The sequence below is a fragment of the Rhodococcoides fascians A25f genome (assembly GCF_000760935.2).
Taxonomy (GTDB): domain Bacteria; phylum Actinomycetota; class Actinomycetes; order Mycobacteriales; family Mycobacteriaceae; genus Rhodococcoides.
The window spans coordinates 5,335,096-5,356,844 of record NZ_CP049744.1 but is presented as its reverse complement, the minus strand read 5'-3'; the positions used below and the strand labels follow the sequence as shown (position 1 = coordinate 5,356,844).

The 21,749-nt window shown below is 64.3% G+C and carries 19 protein-coding genes; 7 read left to right on the top strand and 12 right to left on the bottom strand.

The features are described 5' to 3' along the window. Positions 1–17: 17 nt before the first annotated feature. Both BH93_RS25155 and BH93_RS25150 read right to left on the bottom strand, forming a co-directional pair. The gene (locus BH93_RS25155) at positions 18–188 is read right to left on the bottom strand and encodes a DUF2613 domain-containing protein (RefSeq protein WP_080730504.1); all 171 of its coding nucleotides are present in this window, start codon (positions 186–188) and stop codon (positions 18–20) included. Positions 189–291: 103 nt separating this feature from the next. Beyond that, positions 292–759, bottom strand: a complete 468-nt coding sequence (locus BH93_RS25150) for a universal stress protein (protein WP_032377566.1) — start codon at positions 757–759, stop codon at positions 292–294. Between the two features lie 154 nt (positions 760–913). Between BH93_RS25150 and BH93_RS25145 the strand changes: the two genes are divergently transcribed. Both BH93_RS25145 and BH93_RS25140 read left to right on the top strand, forming a co-directional pair. Then, positions 914–2,089 (top strand): glycoside hydrolase family 3 N-terminal domain-containing protein, encoded by a 1,176-nt coding sequence (locus tag BH93_RS25145; protein ID WP_037173232.1) that lies wholly within the window; start codon positions 914–916, stop codon positions 2,087–2,089. Between the two features lie 62 nt (positions 2,090–2,151). Then, the gene (locus BH93_RS25140; RefSeq protein ID WP_032377568.1) at positions 2,152–2,754 is read left to right on the top strand and encodes a TetR/AcrR family transcriptional regulator; all 603 of its coding nucleotides are present in this window, start codon (positions 2,152–2,154) and stop codon (positions 2,752–2,754) included. A 77-nt stretch (positions 2,755–2,831) separates the two neighbouring features. Here BH93_RS25140 and BH93_RS25135 read toward each other — a convergent pair whose 3' ends face one another. Continuing rightward, entirely contained in the window at positions 2,832–3,689 is an 858-nt protein-coding gene (locus BH93_RS25135) for a MaoC/PaaZ C-terminal domain-containing protein (RefSeq protein ID WP_032405280.1), read from the bottom strand. After that, positions 3,686–5,032, bottom strand: a complete 1,347-nt coding sequence (locus tag BH93_RS25130; RefSeq protein ID WP_032378373.1) for a 3-oxoacyl-ACP reductase — start codon at positions 5,030–5,032, stop codon at positions 3,686–3,688. Before BH93_RS25130 ends, BH93_RS25135 begins: the two co-directional genes overlap by 4 nt. A gap of 83 nt (positions 5,033–5,115) precedes the next feature. On the opposite strand from BH93_RS25130, the gene BH93_RS25125 reads away from it, so the two are divergent. Then, a complete protein-coding gene (locus BH93_RS25125; protein WP_052065035.1) occupies positions 5,116–6,459 on the top strand; it encodes an acetyl-CoA C-acetyltransferase in 1,344 nt (447 codons plus the stop codon). A gap of 136 nt (positions 6,460–6,595) precedes the next feature. Here BH93_RS25125 and BH93_RS25120 read toward each other — a convergent pair whose 3' ends face one another. From BH93_RS25120 to BH93_RS25100, 5 genes are read right to left on the bottom strand one after another with little or no spacing between them, the layout of a single operon-like run. Beyond that, positions 6,596–7,915: an ABC transporter substrate-binding protein gene (locus tag BH93_RS25120; RefSeq protein ID WP_032377571.1), complete on the bottom strand. Its 1,320-nt coding sequence runs from the start codon at positions 7,913–7,915 to the stop codon at positions 6,596–6,598. Further along, the gene (locus BH93_RS25115; protein ID WP_037173231.1) at positions 7,912–8,955 is read right to left on the bottom strand and encodes a branched-chain amino acid ABC transporter permease; all 1,044 of its coding nucleotides are present in this window, start codon (positions 8,953–8,955) and stop codon (positions 7,912–7,914) included. The genes BH93_RS25120 and BH93_RS25115 overlap by 4 nt, the downstream gene beginning before the upstream one ends. Before the next feature lies 1 nt (position 8,956). Then, entirely contained in the window at positions 8,957–9,835 is an 879-nt protein-coding gene (locus BH93_RS25110; protein WP_032405283.1) for a branched-chain amino acid ABC transporter permease, read from the bottom strand. A 26-nt stretch (positions 9,836–9,861) separates the two neighbouring features. Then, positions 9,862–10,584, bottom strand: coding sequence for an ABC transporter ATP-binding protein (locus BH93_RS25105; RefSeq protein ID WP_032377574.1), 723 nt, complete (start codon positions 10,582–10,584; stop codon positions 9,862–9,864). Next, entirely contained in the window at positions 10,574–11,395 is an 822-nt protein-coding gene (locus BH93_RS25100; RefSeq protein WP_242459067.1) for an ABC transporter ATP-binding protein, read from the bottom strand. Before BH93_RS25100 ends, BH93_RS25105 begins: the two co-directional genes overlap by 11 nt. A 148-nt stretch (positions 11,396–11,543) precedes the next feature. Here BH93_RS25100 and BH93_RS25095 point away from each other — a divergent pair, with 148 nt between their 5' ends. From BH93_RS25095 to BH93_RS25080, 4 genes are all read left to right on the top strand, one after another. Next, a complete protein-coding gene (locus BH93_RS25095) occupies positions 11,544–12,866 on the top strand; it encodes a PucR family transcriptional regulator (protein WP_155290922.1) in 1,323 nt (440 codons plus the stop codon). 232 nt (positions 12,867–13,098) lie between these two features. Next, complete coding sequence (locus tag BH93_RS25090; RefSeq protein WP_037173228.1) at positions 13,099–15,288, top strand: VanW family protein; 2,190 nt, start codon at positions 13,099–13,101, stop codon at positions 15,286–15,288. A gap of 170 nt (positions 15,289–15,458) precedes the next feature. Continuing rightward, entirely contained in the window at positions 15,459–15,950 is a 492-nt protein-coding gene (locus BH93_RS25085) for a flavin reductase family protein (protein ID WP_032378376.1), read from the top strand. A gap of 535 nt (positions 15,951–16,485) precedes the next feature. After that, positions 16,486–17,472 (top strand): hypothetical protein, encoded by a 987-nt coding sequence (locus BH93_RS25080; RefSeq protein WP_052065034.1) that lies wholly within the window; start codon positions 16,486–16,488, stop codon positions 17,470–17,472. Positions 17,473–17,952: 480 nt separating this feature from the next. Here the strand turns inward: BH93_RS25080 and BH93_RS25075 are convergent, their stop codons facing one another. The 3 genes from BH93_RS25075 to BH93_RS25065 form a co-directional block, all read right to left on the bottom strand. Next, positions 17,953–19,788 carry an acyl-CoA dehydrogenase gene (locus tag BH93_RS25075; RefSeq protein WP_037173227.1) on the bottom strand — a complete coding sequence of 612 codons (1,836 nt, stop codon included), beginning with the start codon at positions 19,786–19,788 and terminating at the stop codon, positions 17,953–17,955. A gap of 79 nt (positions 19,789–19,867) precedes the next feature. Next, a complete protein-coding gene (locus BH93_RS25070; protein WP_037173226.1) occupies positions 19,868–20,491 on the bottom strand; it encodes a class I SAM-dependent methyltransferase in 624 nt (207 codons plus the stop codon). A gap of 23 nt (positions 20,492–20,514) precedes the next feature. After that, the gene (locus BH93_RS25065) at positions 20,515–21,543 is read right to left on the bottom strand and encodes a DUF4185 domain-containing protein (protein ID WP_230592733.1); all 1,029 of its coding nucleotides are present in this window, start codon (positions 21,541–21,543) and stop codon (positions 20,515–20,517) included. Positions 21,544–21,749 lie beyond the last annotated feature (206 nt).

Genomic DNA, 21,749 nt, shown 5'->3' with positions numbered 1-21,749 from the left:
CACGAATGCGACCAGCGTCAGCGGCTGCCGTACTCAACCTGGTTCAGCAAGGACGAGTCGGCGTTTCCCGTGCGATCGATATCCGGACGAGAGTTGTCGGCTGCAGCGGCGGTGACTCCGAACACGACGCCTGCACCCAGTACGGCTCCGACGACGGCGGCAATGACACCCGGGACAGCGAACTTCATCTCGGTTCTCCAGTCAGTCGGCTCACAGATAAAAAGGGTGAGGTGGACCCCCACGCGGGCATCACGGTATCACCTGCGCCTCTGAAAACAGTCGTCGGACGCTTTACTTGCCGGGGGGAACGATCAGGACAGGGCGGTGACTGTGTCGCAGCACGTGCTCGGCCACCGAACTCTGCAGTAGTGCACGCAGACCGGTGGTGCCTCGGGTGCCGGTCACGATGATGTCGACGTCCATCTCGTCGGCTTTCTCCACGATCGCGCTCCAGATGGCGGTGGTGCATTCGGTGCACTGACCTTCCACCTTCAGGCCTGCGGCCTCGGCCAGCGCGACGCCTTCGCTGTTGGTCACTTTCGCGTCGGTGAGCGCAACGTCCTCGGCCTCGTCGTCGGGCACCCATTCGGGCTGCATGACGCCGGACAGGCCGGACATTCGAGCTGCCTGACGCACCATCGGCTCCCATGCCGTGACAACGATCGCGCGGGAGGTGGTGAGAAACCGGCCGGCGTAGTCGATGGCTCGCTTGGCGTTGTCGGAGCCGTCGTAGGCAATCAGGATGAGGTCTGCGGTCATGGTCGAGCTCCTCCTCATGTCGCGTTCGTCCAGATTACCCCCACCCCCTTCGGGATCAATGTGGGTTTCAGTCGCTCAGAATGCAACAAAGGCGCATTGATCCCCAACCGGAGGGGCGGCAGCGACACCCACGATCTCGACTACCGTCGTGGTCATGCGATTTCGGTACTCGGTTCGGTCCGCTGCGGTGATGACGGTCGGTGTGGGGTTGTTGGTCTCGTGCTCGAGTGAGTCCACCCAGGTCGCGTCGACGCAGGCAGCGCCCCCTGCTTCTACGACGACAGCAGCCGACACGACCGTCCCGCTACCTGTGCCGCCGGTCGACGATTGCGCGGCGTTCGTCGGCGGATTGTCGGAGCGGCAGCGACTGGCTCAGTTGCTCACCGTCGGAGTCACCGGCACTGCGGACGCGGTGCAGATCATGTCCACCGAGCAGGTCGGTGGCCTCTTCGTCGGCAGTTGGACCGACGAGTCGATGCTCGGCAATCGGGAGGTACCGCAGGTGCTCGACGCGTCCGCGGTGGCCCCGATGATCACGATCGACGAGGAGGGTGGACGGGTTTCGCGGGTCGCGGATCTGCTGGGGGAGGCACCGTCGGCGCGGGTGTTGGCGCAGACGATGACAGTGGACGATGCGTATCAGGAGGCGTTGACGCGGGGCCGGGGTCTGAAGGATCTCGGGGTCACCGTCGACTTCGCTCCGGTGGTCGATGTGAGTGCGCAACCCGATGATTCCGTCATCGGCGATCGGTCGTTCTCCGATGATCCGCAGGTCGTCATCGAGTACGCGGGGGCCTACGCGCGAGGTCTGGAAGACGCGGGAATCAAGCCCGTCATCAAGCACTTTCCCGGGCACGGCTCGGGTTCGGGCGATTCGCACACCGGTGCCGTCACCACTCCGTCGCTCGACGAGCTGAAGACCAAGGATCTGCTGCCGTTCGCGGCATTGAACAACAGCGGCGTCGGCGTCATGGTGGGGCACCTCGACGTGCCCGGACTCACCGAGCCCGGGGTGCCGGCGAGCATCAGTCCGGCGGCGATGGCGTTGCTGCGCGATGGCGTCGGATACGGGGCGGCGCCGTTCGACGGTCCGATCTTCACCGACGATCTGAGCGGCATGGCGGCGATCACTGCGCGACTCGGAATCGTCGACGCGGTGGAGGCGGCACTGGTTGCGGGTGCCGATGTGGCGTTGTGGCTCACCACCGATCAGGTGCCCGCAGTGTTGGACAATCTCGAAGATGCAGTGGCCACGGGACGCCTCGCCGCGGCGCAGGTGGACGAGGCCGCGGCGACGGTTGCTCGGTTCAAGGGGGCGTGCGGGGCCTGATTGCGCGGTACTCGACCTTACTGTGGAGTAACGTCTAGTACTTCGTACGTATTGGAGGGTCCATGGCTGGCGGCACCAAGAGATTGCCCCGCGCCGTCCGCGAGCAGCAGATGCTCGACGCGGCGGTGGATGTGTTCTCCGACAACGGTTTTCACGAGACATCGATGGATTCGATCGCCAAGAAGGCGGCCATCTCCAAACCGATGCTGTACCTGTACTACGGGTCGAAGGACGAGCTGTTCGCCGCATGCATCCATCGCGAGGGCGTCAAGTTCGTCGAAGCGCTGACGCCGGCCGCAGACCCGACTCTGACGCCGCGCGAGCAGTTGCGCAAAGCGCTGATCGGCTTCCTCGGATTCGTCGGTGAGAACCGGAAGTCGTGGATGGTGCTCTACCGTCAGGCCATCGGGCAGCAGGCATTCGCCTCACAGGTGCAGAGCAGCCGCGATCGGTTGATCGAATTGACGGCAGGTTTGCTGGCGATGAGCACCAGGGACCCGGAGCAGTCACAGAATTTCGGGCTGATGGCCGTCGCGTTGGTCGGTGCAGGCGAGGCCGTGGCCGACAGGGTGGCGGGCGGCGAAATCGAGGTCGACGCTGCAGCCGACCTCCTGGAAAATCTGGCGTGGCGTGGCCTGGCCGGCAAGAAGACCGCCGCAACCTAGGCTCCACTCCTGCTGCCGAACTCGAAGTTATGGACGGAAGTCCGGGGAAATCCGTCCACAACTTCGAGTTCGAGCAGTCAGCGCAGAGTTCCCGTCAGATGCGGGTAGCCCTTCTTCGGGTTCTTCAGCGACAGGTCCCAGCCGGTACCGACGGCGTCGGCGTAGGCGTTGATCGTCGCGGGCAGGATGATCGGCTTGCCGAAGCGGATGCTGTAGTTCACCGCCTCCGGGATTCGGCCCTCGACGGTCTGCAGTACGGCTGCCGCGCTCCACATTCCGTGCGCGATGGTCTTCGGGAATCCGAATGCCTTTGCGCCGAGCGAGGATACGTGGATCGGATTGCGGTCTCCGGAGATGGCCGCGTACCGGCTGATGATCCGCTGGTCGACGCGCAGGGTGCGGGTCGGGGGCGGCGGAACCTCGTCGGCAGGCGGTGTTTCACGAGGTCCACCCGACAGTGAGGTCTTCTGCAGGCTCAGGAAGCTGGAGGTCTGCTTCCAGACCAGCTCGCGTCCTACCTTGACCTCACTGATCAGGTCCACCAACAAGCCCTTGCGGTGCTCGCGCAGGTTCTCCGCGTGCACTCGGATGTCCAGCGGCTCCGATGCCGAGATGCCGCGGAACTGCTCGATGACGTTCTCGGCGTGGACCGAACCGATGGCGGCAAACGGAAAGCCTTTGGAGACCATCAGTTTCATCACCGTCGGGAACACCAGCGTGAACGGGTAGGTCACCGGCAGCTGATCGCCGAATCGCAGCCCCGTTGCGCGGCAGTACCCGGCGAGGTTGTCGGGGTCCACTCGAAGACCCTTGAGCTCGTACACCGTGCTGGGTACCGAAGACGACCTGGATCCGAAGAACGGCAGCGCGCCGAGCGCAGCCGAGGTGTAGATGTCGGATGTCTTCGGCTGCGCGGTGAGCGTGACGGTGCTCATGCGCCGAGCAGGCTCTGGCCGCACACGCGCACGACCTGGCCGGTGACGGCATTGGATGCGGGAGAAGCGAAGTACGAGACCAACTCTGCGACGTCGACGGTCTCGCCGCCCTGCAGCAGCGAGCTCATGCGTCGTCCGGCCTCGCGGGTGGCGAACGGGATCGCTGCGGTCATCGCGGTTTCGATGAAGCCGGGAGCAACGGCGTTGATCGTGATGTTCTTCTTCGCCAGCACCGGCGCGGAAGCGTGCACCAAGCCGATGACACCGGCCTTGGAGGTGCCGTAGTTGGTCTGGCCGCGGTTGCCCGCGATGCCGGCGATCGAGGAGACGTCGACGACGCGGCCGCCGTCCTTGAGTGCGCCGGAGGCAACGAGCTCGTCGGTGATGCGCTGCGGCGCAGCAAGGTTGACGCCGATGACCGAGTTCCAGCGGGCGTCGTCCATGTTGGCGAGAGTCTTGTCGCGGGTGATGCCTGCGTTGTGCACGATGATGTCGGCCCCGCCGTGACGCTCGAGGAGGTGCTTCGAGAGGACCTCTCCGGCGTCGGGCGAGGTGACGTCGAGTGCGAGCGAGGTGCCACCGACCTTGTTGGCCGTCTGCGAGAGTGCTTCTCCGGCAGCAGGAATGTCGGCTGCGATGACGGTGGCTCCGTCGCGGGCGAGGACCTCGGCAATGGTGGCACCGATGCCGCGGGCGGCTCCGGTGACGACGGCTACCTTGCCGGCCAGAGGCTTGTCCCACGAGGCAGGGGCCTGTGAATCGGCGTCACCTACGGCGATCACCTGGCCGTCGACGAATGCGGACTTGGCCGACAGGAGGAAGCGGAGAGTGGATTCGAGGCCGGACAGGCCGGTCGAGGCGTTGGGGGAGATGTAGACGAGTTGCGCCGTGGCACCGCGCTTGACCTCTTTGCCGACGCTGCGCGTGAAGCCTTCGAGGGCGCGCTGAGCGATGTGCTCGTCGACGCTGGAGGTCTCTTCGGGGGTGGTGCCGATGACGACGACGCGAGCCGACGGTGCCAGGTTGCGGATGACCGGCTGGAAGAACTTGAAGAGCTGCTCGAGCTCGGCGACGTTGCTGATGCCGGTGGCGTCGAAGACGAGACCGCCGTGCTTGTCGTCGTGCGGCTGCGACTGCGGGTAGTCCGAGAGCAGCTCACGCAGTGGTTCGACGAGGCGGCCGCTGCCACCGATCAGGACCGGGCCGGCCAGTGCGGGCTCGCCTGCCTTGTAGCGGCGCAGCTTCTCTGGCTGCGGCAGGCCTGCCTGCTTGGCGATGAAGGCTCCCGGCGCGGACGCGAGGAACGTTGAGTAGAGATCTGGGGCTCCCTTGGAGGCTGCCACTGTCGTACCTTTCATTCAGCGCTGCTCGCTCGAGGAGCGAGGCGCACGACCGGGTGTCGACAACCAACTTACTCGCCAGTAAGATGAAACTCCACCAGGGCCTTTTTCCACGATGTTTGGAGACGTCAGTGACAAGCAAGCAGCTACGACCGGTCGCAATCGTCGGTGGCAACCGCATTCCGTTCGCGCGTTCGGACAAGAAGTACGCGCTGGCGTCCAACCAGGACATGCTCACTGCCACCATCGACGGTCTCGTGTCCCGATTCGGTCTGCAGGGCGAGCGCCTCGGCCTCGTGGCCGCCGGTGCCGTGCTCAAGCATTCGCGCGATTTCAACCTCACCCGAGAGGTCGTGCTCGGCAGCGCGCTGAGCCCGTACACCCCGGCCTTCGACATCCAGCAGGCCTGCGGTACCGGCCTGCAGTCGATCATCGCGGTCGGCGACGCCATCGCGTCGGGCCGGATCGATGCCGGTATCGGCGGCGGTGTCGACACCACGTCCGACGCCCCGATCGGCGTCAACGACGAACTGCGCGAGTTCCTGCTCTCCCTGAACCGGGCCAAGAGCACCGGCGATCGCATCAAGCTTCTCGGCAACGTCCGTCCCGGCATGCTCGGCATCGAGATCCCGCGCAACGGCGAGCCGCGGACCGGCTTGTCCATGGGTGACCACGCCGCCATCACCGCCAAGGAATTCGGCGTCCGCCGCGAGGACCAGGACGAACTGGCCGCAGCGAGCCACAAGAACATGGCAGCCGCCTACGATCGCGGATTCTTCGACGATCTGGTGACGCCGTTCCTCGGTCTCACGCGCGACGACAACCTGCGTCCGGGATCGACCGTCGAGAAGCTGGCCACGCTCAAGCCGGTCTTCGGCACCAAGCTGGGCGACGCCACCATGACGGCCGGTAACTCGACGCCGCTCACCGACGGTGCGTCGGCTGCACTGCTGTCGAGCGACGAGTGGGCTGCCGAGCGCAACCTTCCGGTGCTCGCGCACCTGGTCGATTCCGAGACCGCAGCGGTCGATTACGTGCACGGCAACGGCTCGTTCAAGGACGGTCTGCTGATGGCTCCGACCTACGCGATTCCGCGTCTGCTCGCGCGCAACGGCCTGACGTTGCAGGATTTCGACTACTACGAGATCCACGAGGCGTTCGCTTCGGTTGTACTCGCAACTCTGCAGGCATTCGAGAGCGACGAGTACTGCAAGGAGCGTCTGGGTCTCGACTCCGCACTCGGTTCCATCGATCGCAGCAAGCTCAACGTCAACGGATCCTCGCTCGCCGCGGGCCACCCGTTCGCCGCGACCGGCGGACGCATCGTGGCGTCGTTGGCGAAGATGCTGGCCGAGAAGGGCTCGGGCCGTGGCCTGATCTCGATCTGCGCGGCCGGTGGCCAGGGCGTCACGGCCATCATCGAGCGCTGATCACTGCAGCTTCGGCTGCTCTCCGACCGGGGGTCATAGGGTCGGTGGATCCGGTAATCGAGGGGTTCTCGGATCTGCCGACCGCTACGTGAAAAAGGGCACGCAGAGTTTTCTCTGCGTGCCCTTTCTCGTCGGATCAGCCGGGTATGCCACTTTCCGGCGGGGTCGATTCGGCCCCGGTGTATTCCTCGACGGCCGAGTCGCCGATGTCGGTCTGCAGCACCGGAGTCAGGTACTCGGGAACTCCGCCGCGAATCTGGAAGACACTGGCACCGGAGATTCCGAGGTGACTCGAATCCGAGTACCGGAACGGAGCCAGCTGCGGTCCCTCGAAGTCCATCCCGCCGTCCTGAATTGCCGCGACGATGCCTTCACGAGTGGGATTCTCGCCTGCCGCCTCCAGCGCCTGCACGAATGCGTATGCTTGGCTCAGACCGTAGATGCGGTAGTTGGTCAGTGGGTCACCGGTTCCGTTCTCCGCCCAGACCTTCTGCCACAGTTGCGTCCACGGATTCTCCGGGGAGTCGACGCCCGGGATGTACTCCAGCGAGATCATGCCTTCGAGCGACTGCGCGCCGTCGGTGACGGCACCCTGGGAGAAGCGTCCGAGCAGGGAGCCGACGAGGTCCACGTCGGAACCGATCGAGCTGTAGAACCACTCGGGGTCGTAGTTGAGCCGCATGGCGGTCAGTTGGCTCAGTGCGGTGTACGAGGGCACGTTGAAGCCGAGAATCAGATCGGCTCCGGCACCTTGCAGGGCGGCGATCTGAGGTGCGACGTCGGTGTTGCCCGAGGTGTAGCGCACGACCTCGACGATCTGGTCGTCGAGATACTGGCGCACCGCCTCCTCGCTGTCTCGGCCGAGGTCGTCGTCCTGGAGGAACAGACCGACCTTGGCGTCGGGCCGGTTCTTCGTCACCCAGTCGCCGATGATCTTGCCCTCGACCTGGTAATCGGGCTGCCAGCCGAAGGTATTCGGGTACTTCTCCGGATCGTTGCCCCACATGATCGCGCCGGAGGAGACGAACAGATCCGGCACTCCCTCTTCGTTCAGAAAGTCGATGACCGCGCTGTGGGTCGCCGTGCCGAGTCCGCCCACGACGGCGAACACCTCGTCCTGCAACACGAGTTCGTTGACGACCTGGGTGGTGGTGGTCGGATCGTACGAGTCGTCTCGAACCACGTACTCGATCTGCCTACCGTTGATGCCACCCGCGGCGTTGACGTAGTCGAAGTACGCCTGTGCGCCCGTGGGGATTTCGCTGTAGCCGGGTGCTGCGACCCCGGTCAGCGGAAAGTGGGCACCGATCTTCACCGAGGTGTCGGTGATGCCGACCGTCGAGCCTTCCGAGGATTCCGTCGCCTCGTCTCTACCGCCTGCACCGCACGCTGCGGCCAACGAGACGACGGCGACGAGCGCGGTCGTTCTGACCGCCACCGATCCGAACTTCTTCATTTCATCTCTTTTCTGGTTGAACGCAACCTTCGATACGTGCCCACCAGGCCCAGTGGGGCGAACAGGATGACCAGGACGGTGAAGATTCCGGTCACCAGTGGTGCGAGTTCGGCGGATTGCAGACTGCTCAGCCCCAGATCGAGTCCGAGGTTGGTGACCACCGGCGGGATGTAGGTCAGCAGTATTGCCCCGATCAATGCCCCGGACAGGGTTCCGAGCCCGCCGATGACGACGGCCGAGAGCAGCGTCAGTGAGAGTGTCAGCGTGAATCCGCTCGGTGCCGCGATGCGGGCCGACATCGCCAGAACAGCACCGCCCGCGCCCGCACAGGCCGCGCTGACGACGAACGCCAGAATGCGTGCGCGTCCGAGGTCGATGCCGGCCAGTTCGGCGGCGACTTCGTCGTCCCGGACGGCCCGCCAGCGGCGTCCGATTCGGCTCGACGAGATGTTCGCCAAGAGGAAGAACACGAGGACGAGCAGTACCCAGCTGACGTAGGCGACGAATTTCGTTCCGCTGAGCTCGTTTCCGGTGACGAAGTACATCACGTCGTCGATCAGCTCCGGCACTTTCGGCGCCGGGACGACGAGGCCTTGTTCTCCGCCGAGGTAGTCCGAGAAGTACAGGGCCAGGCCCGGTACGGCGACGGCGAGTGCCAGCGTGGCACCGGCCAGGTACGGCCCGTGCAGCCGGGCGGCGGCCACTCCCACCACCACACCCACCACCGCCGAGATCACGGTGGCGGCAAGCAGAACCAGCGGCACCGACCACCCCGAATCGTTGGCCCGCAGCATCAATGCCGCGGTGTATGCGCCGACGGCCATGAACGCACCGTGTCCCAGGGAGAGCTGGCCGCTCAACCCGGTCAGCACGGTCAGGCCGCCGGCCGCGATCGCCAGGTAGGCAACCGAGGTGAGCTGGCTCTGGCGGAAGGTGCTCAGTGATTCGAGTGCGAGCACGATGACGACGAGTCCGATGACAGCGCAGAGGAAGTGACGTCGAACCGGAGTTGCAGCGAGACGGGTGAGAGTCGCGTTCATGTCACACCCTCCTGGCTGCTGCGCTGGCGAACAATCCGCTCGGGCGGACCAGAAGTACGACGATCAGGATCACCAATGCCGCACTGGACACCAGATCCTGGCCGAGGTAGCCGCTGACGAAGCTGAGTCCGATGCCCATCAGCAAGCCGCCGACCACGGCACCCGCCGGGCTGTCCAGGCCACCGAGAACTGCTGCGACGAAACCGAATACGACGATCGAGTCCATGTAACCCGGATGCACCAACGAACCTCCTGCGATGAGCAGGCCTGCCAATGATCCGACGACTGCGGCGAGAGCCCAACCGAGGGTGAGCATTCGGCTCACGCGTACTCCCAGGAGTTTGGCAACCTCCTGCTCGAAGGCGCTCGCTCGCATCTTCAGCCCCAGATCGGTGAAGCGGAACAGCAGGATGAGCAGGGCCAGTACCACCAGGACGGCGATGATCTTGAAGATGTCGTACCCGGTCAGCGCTACGTTGATCTCCCCGATTCGCTGGCCGGTGAGTCCGAACGGAGCTGGGAAGGAACGAAATTGGTTGCCGAAGATGATGGCTGCCACCGCGTGGATGATGATGAACAGTCCCAGCGTCAGAATCACCGGGTTGATGTGCGAGGAGCTGTCGACGAACCGGATGACGAGTCGTTCGATCAACGCTCCCAGCAGTAGGCCGCTGAGGAGTGCGACTCCGAACCCGATCCAGTACGAGTACCCGGCGTCGATGACGACGAGTGCGACGTAGGTGGTGATCATGGCCATCGGAGCCTGGGCGAAGTTGACGATGCGTGTCGATCGCCAGATGAGGACGAGAGCGAGCGCGAAGGCGGCATAGATCATGCCGGTCGTCACGCCGTTGATGAGGATGGTCAGCAGTTGTTGCACTGTGGCAGGCGTCCTTTCGGCTTGCTCTAGAACCCGAGGTAGGCGTGTCGGAGGGCGTCGTCCCCGGCCAGGGTTTCGGCGGGGCCTTCCATCGCGACCTTGCCCAGATCCAGGACTACGGCGTGTTCGGCGATCGACAGCGCGCTTCGTGCGTTCTGTTCCACGAGCACGACGGTCATCGATTCGGAATCGACGAGTGCACGGAGCGTCTCGAAGATCTGCGCGACGACTTTCGGAGCGAGTCCGAGAGACGGTTCGTCGAGAAGAAGGACCGACGGTGTCGCCATCAGAGCTCGGCCGATCACCAGCATCTGCCGTTCCCCGCCGGACAGGGTGTGCGCAGAAGACGCTCGGCGGTTGGTCAGGGGCGGGAACATCTCGTAGATCCGATCGAGAGTGACGGCGTCGTGACTTCTGTTGCGTCCCAACGCGCCGAGTCGAAGATTTTCGTCGACGGTGAGTTCGGCGATCACTCCACGGCCCTCGGGCACGTGCGCAAGTCCTTTGCGAGACATGCGATCCGGTGCCACGCCGACTACGTCGACACCTGCGAGATCGATGCGTCCCGATACCGGCCGAATGAGGCCGGAAACGGTGCGAAGCAGTGTCGTCTTTCCCGCTCCGTTGGCTCCGAGCACGGCGGTGATCGCCCCGGCCGCGACGGTCATCGACACCGAATCGAGGGCGGTGACCGGCCCGTAACGCACCGTGAGGTCGGTGATCTTCAGGTGTGCCGCGTCAGTCGTCATGTGCCACCTCGTTTCCGAGGTATGCAGCGAGCACGGCGGGGTCCTCGCGGATCTGATCGGGCGTCCCCTGGGCGATGACCTTGCCGAAATCGAGTACGTAGATCCGGTCGCACACACTCATCACGAGGTCCATGTGATGCTCGACGAGCATGACCGATGTTGCAGGTCTTTCCGGATCGGAATCGGTGGAAACTGCTGCCAAAGAACGAATCTCGTCGCCGAGCTCGCTCATTTCGTCGCTCGACAGGCCCGAGGCGGGTTCGTCGAGCAGAAGCAGTGTCGGTTCGCTGACGAGAGCACGCGCCAGCGCGACTCGCTTGCGCACCGCGTACGGCAGGCTCGGCGGCAAGCGGTGGGCGTGGTCGTCGATGCGCAATCGCTGCAGCATGGCCATCGCGGTCGAGCGGACCGCGGCGTCGTCGGAGGCGCTCGACGGCAGCCCGAGGAGGCCGGCCAGGACTCCGGTCCGAGCCGTTCGGTCGGCACCGATCATGACGTTGTCCAGTACGGTCATTCGATCGAACAACCCGAGTCCCTGCAGGGTTCTGCTCATGCCGAGTCGGGGGAGGTCGTGCGGTCGTAGTCCGGGCAGCGTTTTGCCGTGTCGGCCGAGTGTTCCCGATTGCGGTCGGACGAGTCCGCACGCAACGTTGAACAGGGTCGTCTTGCCTGCCCCGTTGGGCCCGATGACGCCGAGGACTTCGCCGGGGCGTACGTCGAGACTGACTCCGGAGAGCGCGACGATTCCGCCGAACGACACGTCGACGTCCTTCATGGTGAGAACCGGGTCCATCGTGTCGAGAGAGTTCAAGTGACGCACCTCACAATCTGTTGCGTTCACTATGGTGCGTCGCGCACAACGGGCGATATGGGCGCTACGCACAGAATCTTTGGGTCGCTGGGCACCAGTACCGGTCAAATCGCCCTGTGATGTGGGCTCTGTGCGCAAAACTGTGAGGGTGGGTGCTCCTGGTGATCGACATGCATCTGGTGATCGACATGCATCGACGCGATCCGCTGCCCGCGGCGCGGTGACGGCGGCGGATCAGGAGAAGATCCGGAGCGCATGGGCGGCCTTGACGCCGCGAGCCGACACGATCGCCGACTCCATCACGCTGGCGCTCATCGAGCAGGAACCCGCCTACTTGGCCAGCTCAGCTCCGGACATCGCCGGCGAGATCAGGCGCAGTACTCGCGAGCACATCGGTCAGGGTCTTCGCACGCTGTCCGGGCTGCCGGCCGCGAACGACAACACCCGTGAGGTGTGGCGTCGTACCGGGAGGGAACGCGCTCGCCAAGGCATTCCGATGGAGTTGGTACTCAAGGCGTACACGCTCGGTAGCCGAACGCTCTGGGAGGAGTTGATGCTCGAGCGAGAACAATGCCGATCCAGCATCGACGAGCATCTGCTTCTGGTGGCGGGTCAGCAGTTATGGCGTGCCCTGGACAGTCAGTACGAAACTCTCGTCGAGGCGTACCGGCAGGAGAGTGCCCGAATGCAGCAGCGGGACCTCGCCAACGTCCTGGAAATTCTCGACGGTCTTCGATCGGGGCGTGGTGGCGATCCAGCATTCGTCATCGAAGCTCGTGCCACACTTGGGCTTTCGGCGTCACAGCAAATTGCCTGTGTTGTCGGTCCACTCGACGATCAGGGATCGCCGCCGCTGCCTGCGCCCGAGGATGCGTTGGATCAGATAGGCGCGGTATCGCATTGGAACACCAGGGACGGCCATCAATTCGCGCTCGTGGCTCTCGGAACCGGATCGTGGAATTCCGTCGTCGATTCCCTCGCGGCGCAGGCCGTGGGGCCGGTCGGCGTCGCGCATTCACCCGAGGGCGTGTCTTCGTTCGCGGCGGCCTACCGGTTGGCGGCGTTGACGGCCGAGACCATCACCGAGGGCAGCGGCGTGGCGTTGGCGACGGAGCGTCTGCCTCGCGTGATCATGGCTGCCGACCATCAATCGTCGGAGTTGCTCGTGCGCCACGCTCTCGGCAGTTTGTGGACGCACCCGGAGCCGCATCGCGGAACGCTGCTCGACACTCTGGCGCACATGCTTGCCTCCGACGGTTCGCCGACCAATGCCGCGAAGGCGCTCTACTGCCACCGAAACACGGTGATCTACCGGGTTCGTCGGATCGAGGAGTTGACCGGGCACGACCTGACCGATCCGCGAGATCGGCTTCTGCTCACGCTCGCCCTGGTCAGGACGGGGCACTGGACCCGTGCCGTCGGGCAAGGCGACAGCTCGACGCCCCGTGGATCATTCAATCGAATGAATTGACGAGACAATTTTTTACTCGGTGTAACGCGCGGTCGAAGAGTGCATATATTCCAGGTGGCTCCGTGCTGCTGCCTGACCCCCGACCCGGCAGCAGCACGGAGCCTTTCTTCGTTCGGATACCGAACATCGCCGAGTGAGCGTCGCCGTTCGGTTTGCGTAAGCTCGTGCGAGGGGTACTCCGTGCCCACGGGTGGAACTTTCATCGAACGGTGGGGTCCTGGAAGGGTCGAACGTGAGCGAGGGCAAGAGTAGGTCGGGCGACGCGCCGAAGGGCGACGACACCCATCCCGACACACCGCCGTACGACGCTCCCACCGAGGCATTCGGGGCTGTCGGTGATGCCGTGCCGGAGCCAACGTCCGAAGCCGATCGCCTGTCCGACGACGTGACGGTCGACTCCCCGGCCGATGTCGAGCGCACGGACGCCACAGAATCACCTGTTCACGACGCCTCGACCACAGATTCCGTCACTACTGATTCCGCCACCACGGAGGTGGTCGAATCTGCCGGTCCCACGGACGGAGTCGAGTCCGATTCGTCGTCCTCGTCCCCGCAGCAGACGCCGGTCGCGGACGAATCTCCGACCGTGGCACAGCCCGTCGTCCCTGAGCAGCCCGAGTCTCCTGCGGAACCGCCCTCGATTCCTCCCGGCGACGGTAGCGCGCAGACAGATGGAGGAGGCGTCACGCCGCCGTGGCGGAAGATTGCCATCGGCACCGGTGCAGTGTTCGCCGTCTTCGCACTGCTGTATGCCGCGGATTGGTTCACGTCGAGTGACCGTGTGCCCCGCGGGGTTACCGTTGCCGGAATCGACGTCGGCGGCAAAGCTCACTCCGACGCCGAAGACACGTTGCGCTCCGAACTCGGCCCTCGCGCCGAGCAACCCGTTCAGGTCGACGTCGGCGATCGGCAGGTCGACGTGCTCCCTGCCGCTGCCGGTCTCGGGGTGGATTGGAATGCGACGCTGGACCGCGCGGGGTCTCAGCCGATCAATCCGATCACCCGGCTGACGTCGTTCTTCGGTAGCCGCGAGATCGGCGTCGTATCGACCACGGACGAGCAGGCATTGACCGTCGCCATCGACGGACTCCGCGCCGAGACCGATCGTGCTCCCGTCGAAGGCGACGTCGTGTTCGACGGCGTCACTCCTGTTGCTGTTGCACCACTCGAGGGTCGGGTGTTGGATGCCGACGGGACGCGTCGCAATCTGCAGACCGAATGGGCTTCGGGGGCAACGGAAGTGGCCTACCAGTCCACCCCCGTCACGGTGACCCAGGAAGCTGTGGATCGAGCCTTCGCCGAGATCGCTGTTCCCGCTGTGGAGGCACCGGTAATCGTCGCCGGTCGCGAGAACGTCGATGCGACGCTGCCGACCGACCGAGTGGGCGAGATTCTGCGCTTCGATCCGGACGGTCAGGGCGGCTTGACTCCGATCTACGACACCGATGTCGCCGCCGGCATTCTCGCTCCGCAACTCGTACGCACCGAGGTACCGCCGAAGGACGCGTCGTTCACGTTCTCCGGCGGTGCGCCGACCGTCGTGCCTGGCGTGATGGGTGAGCTGGTGGAGTGGCGTAAGACTCTCGAGCAGCTGCCCGCACTGTTGTCTGCGGACGGGCCCCGCACCACCGAGGCGATCTACGAACCGGCTCCGCCCGCTCTCACCACCGAGGCCGCGCAGAATCTCGGTGTGCGAGAAGTGATCGCCGAGTACACCACCGGCGGGTTCGAGTACGCGTCCGGCGTCAATATCGGGCTCACCGCGCAGATCGTCAACGGTGCACTCGTGAAGCCGAAGGAGACGTTCTCGCTCAACGGATACACCGGTCCGCGAGGTACGGCGCAGGGCTTCGTCGAGTCGGGGATCATCGACAACGGCAGACCCGATCGCGCTGTCGGCGGTGGCATCAGCCAGTTCGCGACGACGCTGTACAACGCGTCCTACTTCGCCGGTATGGAAGACACCGATCACACCGAGCACAGCTATTACATCAGCCGGTATCCCGAGGCCCGCGAGGCGACGGTCTTCGAGGGTGCCATCGATCTGAAGTTCACCAACCCCAACGACACCGGCGTGGTCATCGAGTCGTTCGCCGATTCGTCCAGCGTCACCGTTCGACTGTGGGGAACAAAAACCGTCGACGTCGAATCCATCACCGGGTCGCGAACCAACCCCACGTCACCCAATACGGTGACGCTGCCCGCCGGCGCAGGCTGTGTCGCATCGGGTGGAGGACCGGGATTCACGGCCAGCGACACCAAGGTGATCAACGATGCCGCGTCGGGCAGGGAATTGTCGCGGAACACGAGAACGGTGAAGTACGACCCGATTCCGATCGTGAAATGCGTCCAGCCCGATCGCCCTGATCCTTCGCCTGCACCTCGACCCGACCCCGCGCCGGAGCCGGAACCGGATGAGTGACGTTCGGGCTGCGAGGACACAGTTCGAATCACCTCGAGTCGGACTGTGGCGTCGACGCTCGATCGGGTGTTTGCTGGTTACAGGAAACTGCTCGAAATGAATGTGTCCGTGCGGGGGTTGCACTGCACAGGTGCTTCGCTGCACTCGACCACCGAAAGGGAGCATTGCCGATGACGCTCACACGTACCGTCCTCGATCAGCAGACGCTGCGTGAGGCGTACGCGCAGTTCCCCAGCGGCGTTGTGGCAATCGCCGCGAAGATCGACGGCGTGCTGGTGGGGCTGGCAGCGAGCAGCTTCGTTCCGGTGTCCATCGATCCGCCTCTGGTGGCTGTCTGCATTCAGAACACGTCGACGACGTGGCCCAAACTCGAATTGGCACCGAACATCGGCGTCAGCGTTCTGGGTGAGGCGCACAACGATGCGGTTCGCACGCTGGCGGCCAAGACCGGAGACCGATTCGCCGGTCTCGATCTCACCGTCACGGACGGGGGAGCCGCCTTCATCGTGGGTGCAACAGCGTGGCTCGACACCACCATCGACCAGCAGATCCCCGCGGGCGACCATGCAATCGTGTTGCTGCGCATCCATTCCCTGGACGTACAGAGCGAAGTGAACCCAATCGTGTTCCACGGCAGCAAGTTCCGCAAACTGCAGCAATAGTCGCTCGATTCCTTTGCTCGGCCTGGTTCTGCCTTTGCCCGGCCTGGTTCTGCCCGGCCCCAGGATTCCGCCCGGCCTGGTTCTGCCTTTGCCCGGTTCTGCCCGGCCCCAGGATTCCGCAAACGCGCGCGCATTTGCTGAACGCGCGCGAATTGGTGGCCTGATCGCGGGCGATTCTGCGCGCACCTGACAAACGCGCGCGCGTTTGCGCGACGGACGGCGTGGCCTTGAACGCTTCGCTGGGTCAGCCCGCTCACCGGAGCGCCCTCGACCAGGTCTGTGTTCGGATCTTCCTCGATTCCCCGTTCGGCTCTCCAGGATTCCGTAAACGCGCGCGCAGTTGCTGAACGCGCGCGAATTGGTGGCCTGATCGTGGGCAATTCTGCGCGCACCTGACAAACGCGCGCGCGTTGCGCGACCAACACAGCCCAGCGAACTGGTACGCCGGTACCTGTATTCATCCACAGGTCCGAAGTTGTGCACAGGCGGTCACTTTCGCCCTCGACTCGCTGTCGAAATAGCCGAGACTCGGAGAATGAAGGATGACCGAATGGTGCGACGCTCGGAAGCGCTTGCCGATGGCCACGCCGATCACCAATTGCGGGCGCTCTACGAACGCGATGGTTGGGAACGTCTGGTGAACGGCGTTTACGTTCCGTCGTCGAGGCTGGCCGGCCTCACTGAGCACGAGCGGCATCGACTTCTGATCGCCGCCGTATTTCCGACTATCGCTGAGGGCAGCGCCGTCAGCCATCGATCGGCAGCGCTACTGCACGGATTGCCCTTGCCGTCAGGCAGATTCGACAAGGTCCACGTCACTCGACACCACCGCGGCGGCGGCCGTACGAACGCGACGGTGGTCGTGCACTGTGCACCGTGGGTACCGAGTGTGATCGTCGACGGAATTCACGCGACCTCGTTGGCGCGGACGGTAGTCGACCTCGCTCGCACCGAGGAGCTTCTGTCGGCGGTTATCGCAGGTGACGTGGCTCTGAAGCGCTGCGATCCGAAGGAACTCGACGCGGAGTTGCAGCGTGCTCGAGGATGGAAGGGTGTGGCGCAGGCGCGACGAGCCGTGAACCTGATGGACGGGCGCAGCGAAAATCCCGGGGAATCGCAGAGTCGACTCATCCTGCGCGAGAGTGGATTCGACGTCGAGTCTCAGGTAGAGATCCTGGATCCAGGCGGGCGGTCGGTGGCACGGATCGACTGGTTGGTCAATGACGTCGTCGTGTGCGAGTTCGATGGTAAAGCGAAGTACACCAAGTACTTACGGCAGGATGAGAACCCCGGCGACGTGGTGTTCAAGGAGAAGGTACGGGAGGACGCGGTGCGTGATCTCGGCTATCCGGTGGTGCGCTGGACCTGGGCGGACCTGGCTGATCCGGCAGAGTTGGCGGCGCGCGTTGCCCGAGCTGTCGAACGGGCCGCTGCACTACCGCCACCGCGAGGGAGCGTGCGGAGTACACCGTGTGGCCCGCAAACGCGCGCGCACTCGTTGAACGCGCGCGAAATTGCCTGAGGATCCCGCTGAATTTGCGCGCATCTGACAAACGCGCGCGCGTTTGCGATGGGAGGGCTTGCGACGCCGCAACTCTGACAAACGCGCGCGCACTCGTTGAACGCGCGCGAAATTGCCTGAGGATCCCGCTGAATTCGCGCGCATCTGACAAACGCGCGCGCGTTTGCGATGGCAGGAGGGCTCGGGACCCGGCAACTCTGACTAACGCGCGCGCATTTGCGCCCGCCGGGGGCTTGCGACGCCGCAACTCTGACAAACGCGCGCGCACCCGTTGAACGCGCGCGAAATTGCCTGAGGATCCCGCTGAATTCGCGCGCATCTGACAAACGCGCGCGCGTTTGCGCCCGCCGGGGGCTTGCGACGCCGCATCTCTCACAAACGCGCGCGCGTTTGCGACAAACCGAGCGCCAACCGACACCCAGCACACAAAGAACAACGGCCGCACCCGTGAACAGGTGCGGCCGTTGCAAGGTCAGTGGATCAGAACGCTGCTTCGTCCAGTTCCATGATGTCGTTGTCGATGTTGGTCAGGATTGCTCGCGTCGAGGTGAGCTGCGGCAAGATGTTCTTGGCGAAGAACGAGGCCACTGCGATCTTGCCCTCGTAGAACGCCTTCTCCTTGCCCTCTGCACCGTTGTCGAGTGCGGCGATGGCGATTTCGGACTGACGCAGCAGCAGCCAGCCGATGAGCAGGTCGCCGAAGCCCATCAGGAAGCGCACCGATGCCAGGCCGACCTTGTACAGCTCGGTGGGCTGGTCCTGTGCACCCATGAGGTGCTGGGTCATCGAGGTGACGATGGCCTGCACGTCTTCGAGTGCGGTGGCGAGCAGTGCGCGCTCGGCCTTGAGGCGGCCGTTGCCTGCTTCGCTGTCGATGAACGACTTGATCTGTCCGGCAACGTGAGCCAGAGCAACGCCGCGGTCGCGGGCGATCTTGCGGAAGAAGAAGTCCTGCGCCTGGATGGCGGTGGTTCCTTCGTACAGCGAGTCGATCTTGGCGTCACGGATGTACTGCTCGAGGGGGTAGTCCTGCAGGAAGCCGGAGCCACCGAAGGTCTGCAGCGACTCGGCCAGCACCTGGTAGGCAATTTCCGAACCGACGCCCTTGACGATGGGGAGCAGGAGGTCGTTGACGCGGTATGCGATGTCTGCGTCGGCGTCCGAGACCTGCTTGGCGGTGATCGGATCCTGGTGTGCGGCGGTGTAGAGGTACACCGCGCGTAGGCCCTCGGAGTACGCCTTCTGCAGCATGAGGCTGCGGCGGACATCAGGGTGGTGCGTGATCGTGACGCGCGGCGCGGTCTTGTCGGTCATCTGCGTCAGATCGGCACCCTGGACGCGCTCCTTGGCGTAATCGAGTGCGTTGAGGTAACCGGTGGAGAGGGTGCCGATTGCCTTGGTGCCGACCATCATTCGAGCGTGCTCGATGACGTCGAACATCTGCGCGATGCCCTTGTGGACCTCGCCGACGAGCCAGCCCTTGGCCGGGACGCCGTGGCCACCGAAGGTGAGCTCACAGGTGGCGGAGGCCTTGAGGCCCATCTTGTGCTCGACGCCGGTGACGAATGCGCCGTTGCGCTCGCCCAGCTCGCCCTTCTCGAAGTCGAAGAGGACGGACGGTACGAAGAACAGGCTCAGGCCCTTGGTGCCCGGTCCGGCACCTTCGGGGCGAGCGAGCACGAGGTGGAAGATGTTCTCGAACAGGTCGTCGGAGACAGCCGAGGTGATGAAGCGCTTGACGCCTTCGATGTGCCACGAGCCGTCGTCCTGCTTGATGGCCTTGGTGCGACCTGCGCCGACGTCGGATCCGGCGTCGGGCTCGGTGAGCACCATCGTGGCACCCCAGCCGCGCTCGACAATGACCTTGGCCCACTCCTTCTGCTCGTCGGTTCCGTTGTGGTACAGGATGTTTGCGAAGCCGGGGCCTGCGGAGTACATGAATGCTGCGGGCTGCGAGCCGAGGAGCATCTCGTTCATGCCCCACAGGAGGTTGCGGGGAGCCGGGGTGCCGCCGATTTCCTCGTCGAGGCCGACGCGCCACCACTCACCGTCGTAGAGCGCCTTGAACGACTTCTTGAAGGAGTCGGGCAGCTTCAGGCTGTGGGTATCGGGATCGAAGACGGGCGGGTTGCGGTCCGCATCGGCGAAGGACTCGGCCAGCGGTCCCTCGGCCAGGCGTACGACCTCACGCAGCATGTCGCGGGCGACCTCGCCGTCCATGTCGCCGAAGTTGTCGCCTTCGAGCGTCTCGTCGAGTCCGAACAGCTCGAAGAGGTTGAACTCGAGGTCCCGAAGGTTGCTCTTGTAATGGCCCATTGCTCGTTCGCTCTCCAGTCGGTGGTGCGGTCTCGTGAGTACCGCCCAAGTTAGCTACTCGTCGGTAACTTAAGGGATATTACCCCCGATCCGTTTCGCTGCCAAGGGCAGACCTACTCGCCAGTAGCAGTGCATCGATCGCAGTGCTGTCGCTCACGTCGCGATACCGATTCTCGGCGGTCACAATGGTCAGGCGGGAGTCGATGTCGGAGACCAAATCCTCTGGCGTGTAAAGGATTTCGATTTCCTGTGGGCCGCCGATGCCGGACTCGATGTTCGACGTGTGGTGCCCGAGAATCATGAGGATTCCCTCAGGTTTCAGCGCCGAAATTGCGGCCGAGACGGCCTTCCGTCGTCCTTCCGGGGGCAAGTGCAGGTAGAACATGAGAACCAGGTCATAGTTGGGTTCCGTTGCCAATTGCGTCACATCGGCATGAATCCAGGTGAGGCGTTCGCGAACGGACGCGGGTGCAGTGGCGGCGATACGACTCGCCCTCGTCAACCCCACCGAGGAGAAATCGACCGCGTCGACGGTCCAGCCGCGGGTGGCCAACCAGATGGCGTTCCGACCCTGGCCCGACGCGAGATCCAGTGCGCGACCGCGCTTCAGAGTTGTCGCGACCTCGACCAATGTTGCATTCGGTGCCTCGCCGTACACGAGTTCTCGGCCGTCGTACTTGCGATCCCACTCTGCGGCGTCCACCTTCGGAAGCCTAGTGGGGGCTACTACAACGTGGTGCGCAGCAGCAGGACGTTGTAGTTCTGGTAGACGGTGGCGAGGAAGTACAGGTCTCGGCCGGTCGAGAACGGGTGGATGTACGGCGCATAGATGGAGCTGACCTCGCGGGTGTCGACCAGAACCTCCGGTTCGCTCCACGGACCGACCGGTGACGGTGAGCGCCGCAGCACGATCGAGTTGGCATTGTCGGTCGTCATCATCAGGTACTGCCCGAGCGTGGCGTTGTACGCGACCGAGAGTTCTCCCACTCCGCCGACGATGGGTGCCGCCGCGGCCGGGTCGCCCTTCTTCCAGTCCTGGCCGGTCCAGTACTCGTATTCGCCGAGCTTCGCGATGTCCTGCTCTTTCACGCGGGCAACGTGGCCGAGGTTGAATCGGCCGGGCGGGGTGCCGTATTGGTAGACGTAACCGCCGTCCTTCAAATATGCGCTCTGCTGGAAGTTACGGTCGCCGCCGACGCTGGGGCGCTGGGTCTCCGGCAGTGGTGCCCAGTTCTCCCCGTTGTCGTTCGAGACCGCCAGCCCCGAGAAGTTGGTCTCCCAGGTTCCGGCCGGGCCCCAGTTCTTCACCGACATCAGGTTCAGATACTGGGTGTCGCCGACGGCCACGCCGGCCGTCGGGATCCGACTGATCTCGACGAACGGGATCTTGGGACTGGGAACGACCTCTTTGGTCTGGCCCAGCGGGTCTTTCACGATGCTGTCGAAGTTCATGCCGTCGGCGAGGTTGCGGTCGGTGCTGCGGACGATGGCATTGCTGCGCCACGACCACAGACTGCCTTGCAGCAGGTTGGGTATCCCGAGTCCCGCGGTGTCGCCGAATGCCGTCAACACCTCTCCGCGGCCGTTGTCCCACATGATTCCGAGATCGGTGCCGATCATGTTCACGTTCTGGGTGTTGTTGGGGCTCGACATGCCGGTCACCTGGGCGACGGCCTGGGCTCGGCCGTGCAGCTGCGGCAGCCCGAACGTGCCGTTGAGCCCGGCTATGGGATTGACCGCATTGGGATCCGCCATGGCATTGGGGCCTGTGACCAGCAGCGACGCCGCCAAGGTCACGGTAGCGATGGTCAATGCTCTGGAACCTACGCGACTCAAGACGTCCCCCCGATTTCGATCTCCCACCCCGACAACCTCAGGAACCATATCAGCGGTTTGTTCGAGGGGTAATACATTGAGTGATCCGCTGTTTCGGAGGAATCGGGCGAATGCACCTCGATGTC

What these genes read in the sequence shown, in the direction of transcription:
- BH93_RS25125 (WP_052065035.1), top strand. Translation starts at nt 5,116, where the DNA reads ATGAAACTCCACCAGGGCCTTTTTCCACGATGTTTGGAGACGTCAGTG.
- BH93_RS25105 (WP_032377574.1), bottom strand. Translation starts at nt 10,584, where the DNA reads ATGACGACTGACGCGGCACACCTGAAGATCACCGACCTCACGGTGCGT.
- BH93_RS25150 (WP_032377566.1), bottom strand. Translation starts at nt 759, where the DNA reads ATGACCGCAGACCTCATCCTGATTGCCTACGACGGCTCCGACAACGCC.
- BH93_RS25155 (WP_080730504.1), bottom strand. Translation starts at nt 188, where the DNA reads ATGAAGTTCGCTGTCCCGGGTGTCATTGCCGCCGTCGTCGGAGCCGTA.
- BH93_RS25120 (WP_032377571.1), bottom strand. Translation starts at nt 7,915, where the DNA reads ATGAAGAAGTTCGGATCGGTGGCGGTCAGAACGACCGCGCTCGTCGCC.
- BH93_RS25085 (WP_032378376.1), top strand. Translation starts at nt 15,459, where the DNA reads ATGACGCTCACACGTACCGTCCTCGATCAGCAGACGCTGCGTGAGGCG.
- BH93_RS25080 (WP_052065034.1), top strand. Translation starts at nt 16,486, where the DNA reads ATGAAGGATGACCGAATGGTGCGACGCTCGGAAGCGCTTGCCGATGGC.
- BH93_RS25115 (WP_037173231.1), bottom strand. Translation starts at nt 8,955, where the DNA reads ATGAACGCGACTCTCACCCGTCTCGCTGCAACTCCGGTTCGACGTCAC.
- BH93_RS25065 (WP_230592733.1), bottom strand. Translation starts at nt 21,543, where the DNA reads ATGGCGGATCCCAATGCGGTCAATCCCATAGCCGGGCTCAACGGCACG.
- BH93_RS25135 (WP_032405280.1), bottom strand. Translation starts at nt 3,689, where the DNA reads ATGAGCACCGTCACGCTCACCGCGCAGCCGAAGACATCCGACATCTAC.
- BH93_RS25140 (WP_032377568.1), top strand. Translation starts at nt 2,152, where the DNA reads ATGGCTGGCGGCACCAAGAGATTGCCCCGCGCCGTCCGCGAGCAGCAG.
- BH93_RS25075 (WP_037173227.1), bottom strand. Translation starts at nt 19,788, where the DNA reads ATGGGCCATTACAAGAGCAACCTTCGGGACCTCGAGTTCAACCTCTTC.
- BH93_RS25145 (WP_037173232.1), top strand. Translation starts at nt 914, where the DNA reads ATGCGATTTCGGTACTCGGTTCGGTCCGCTGCGGTGATGACGGTCGGT.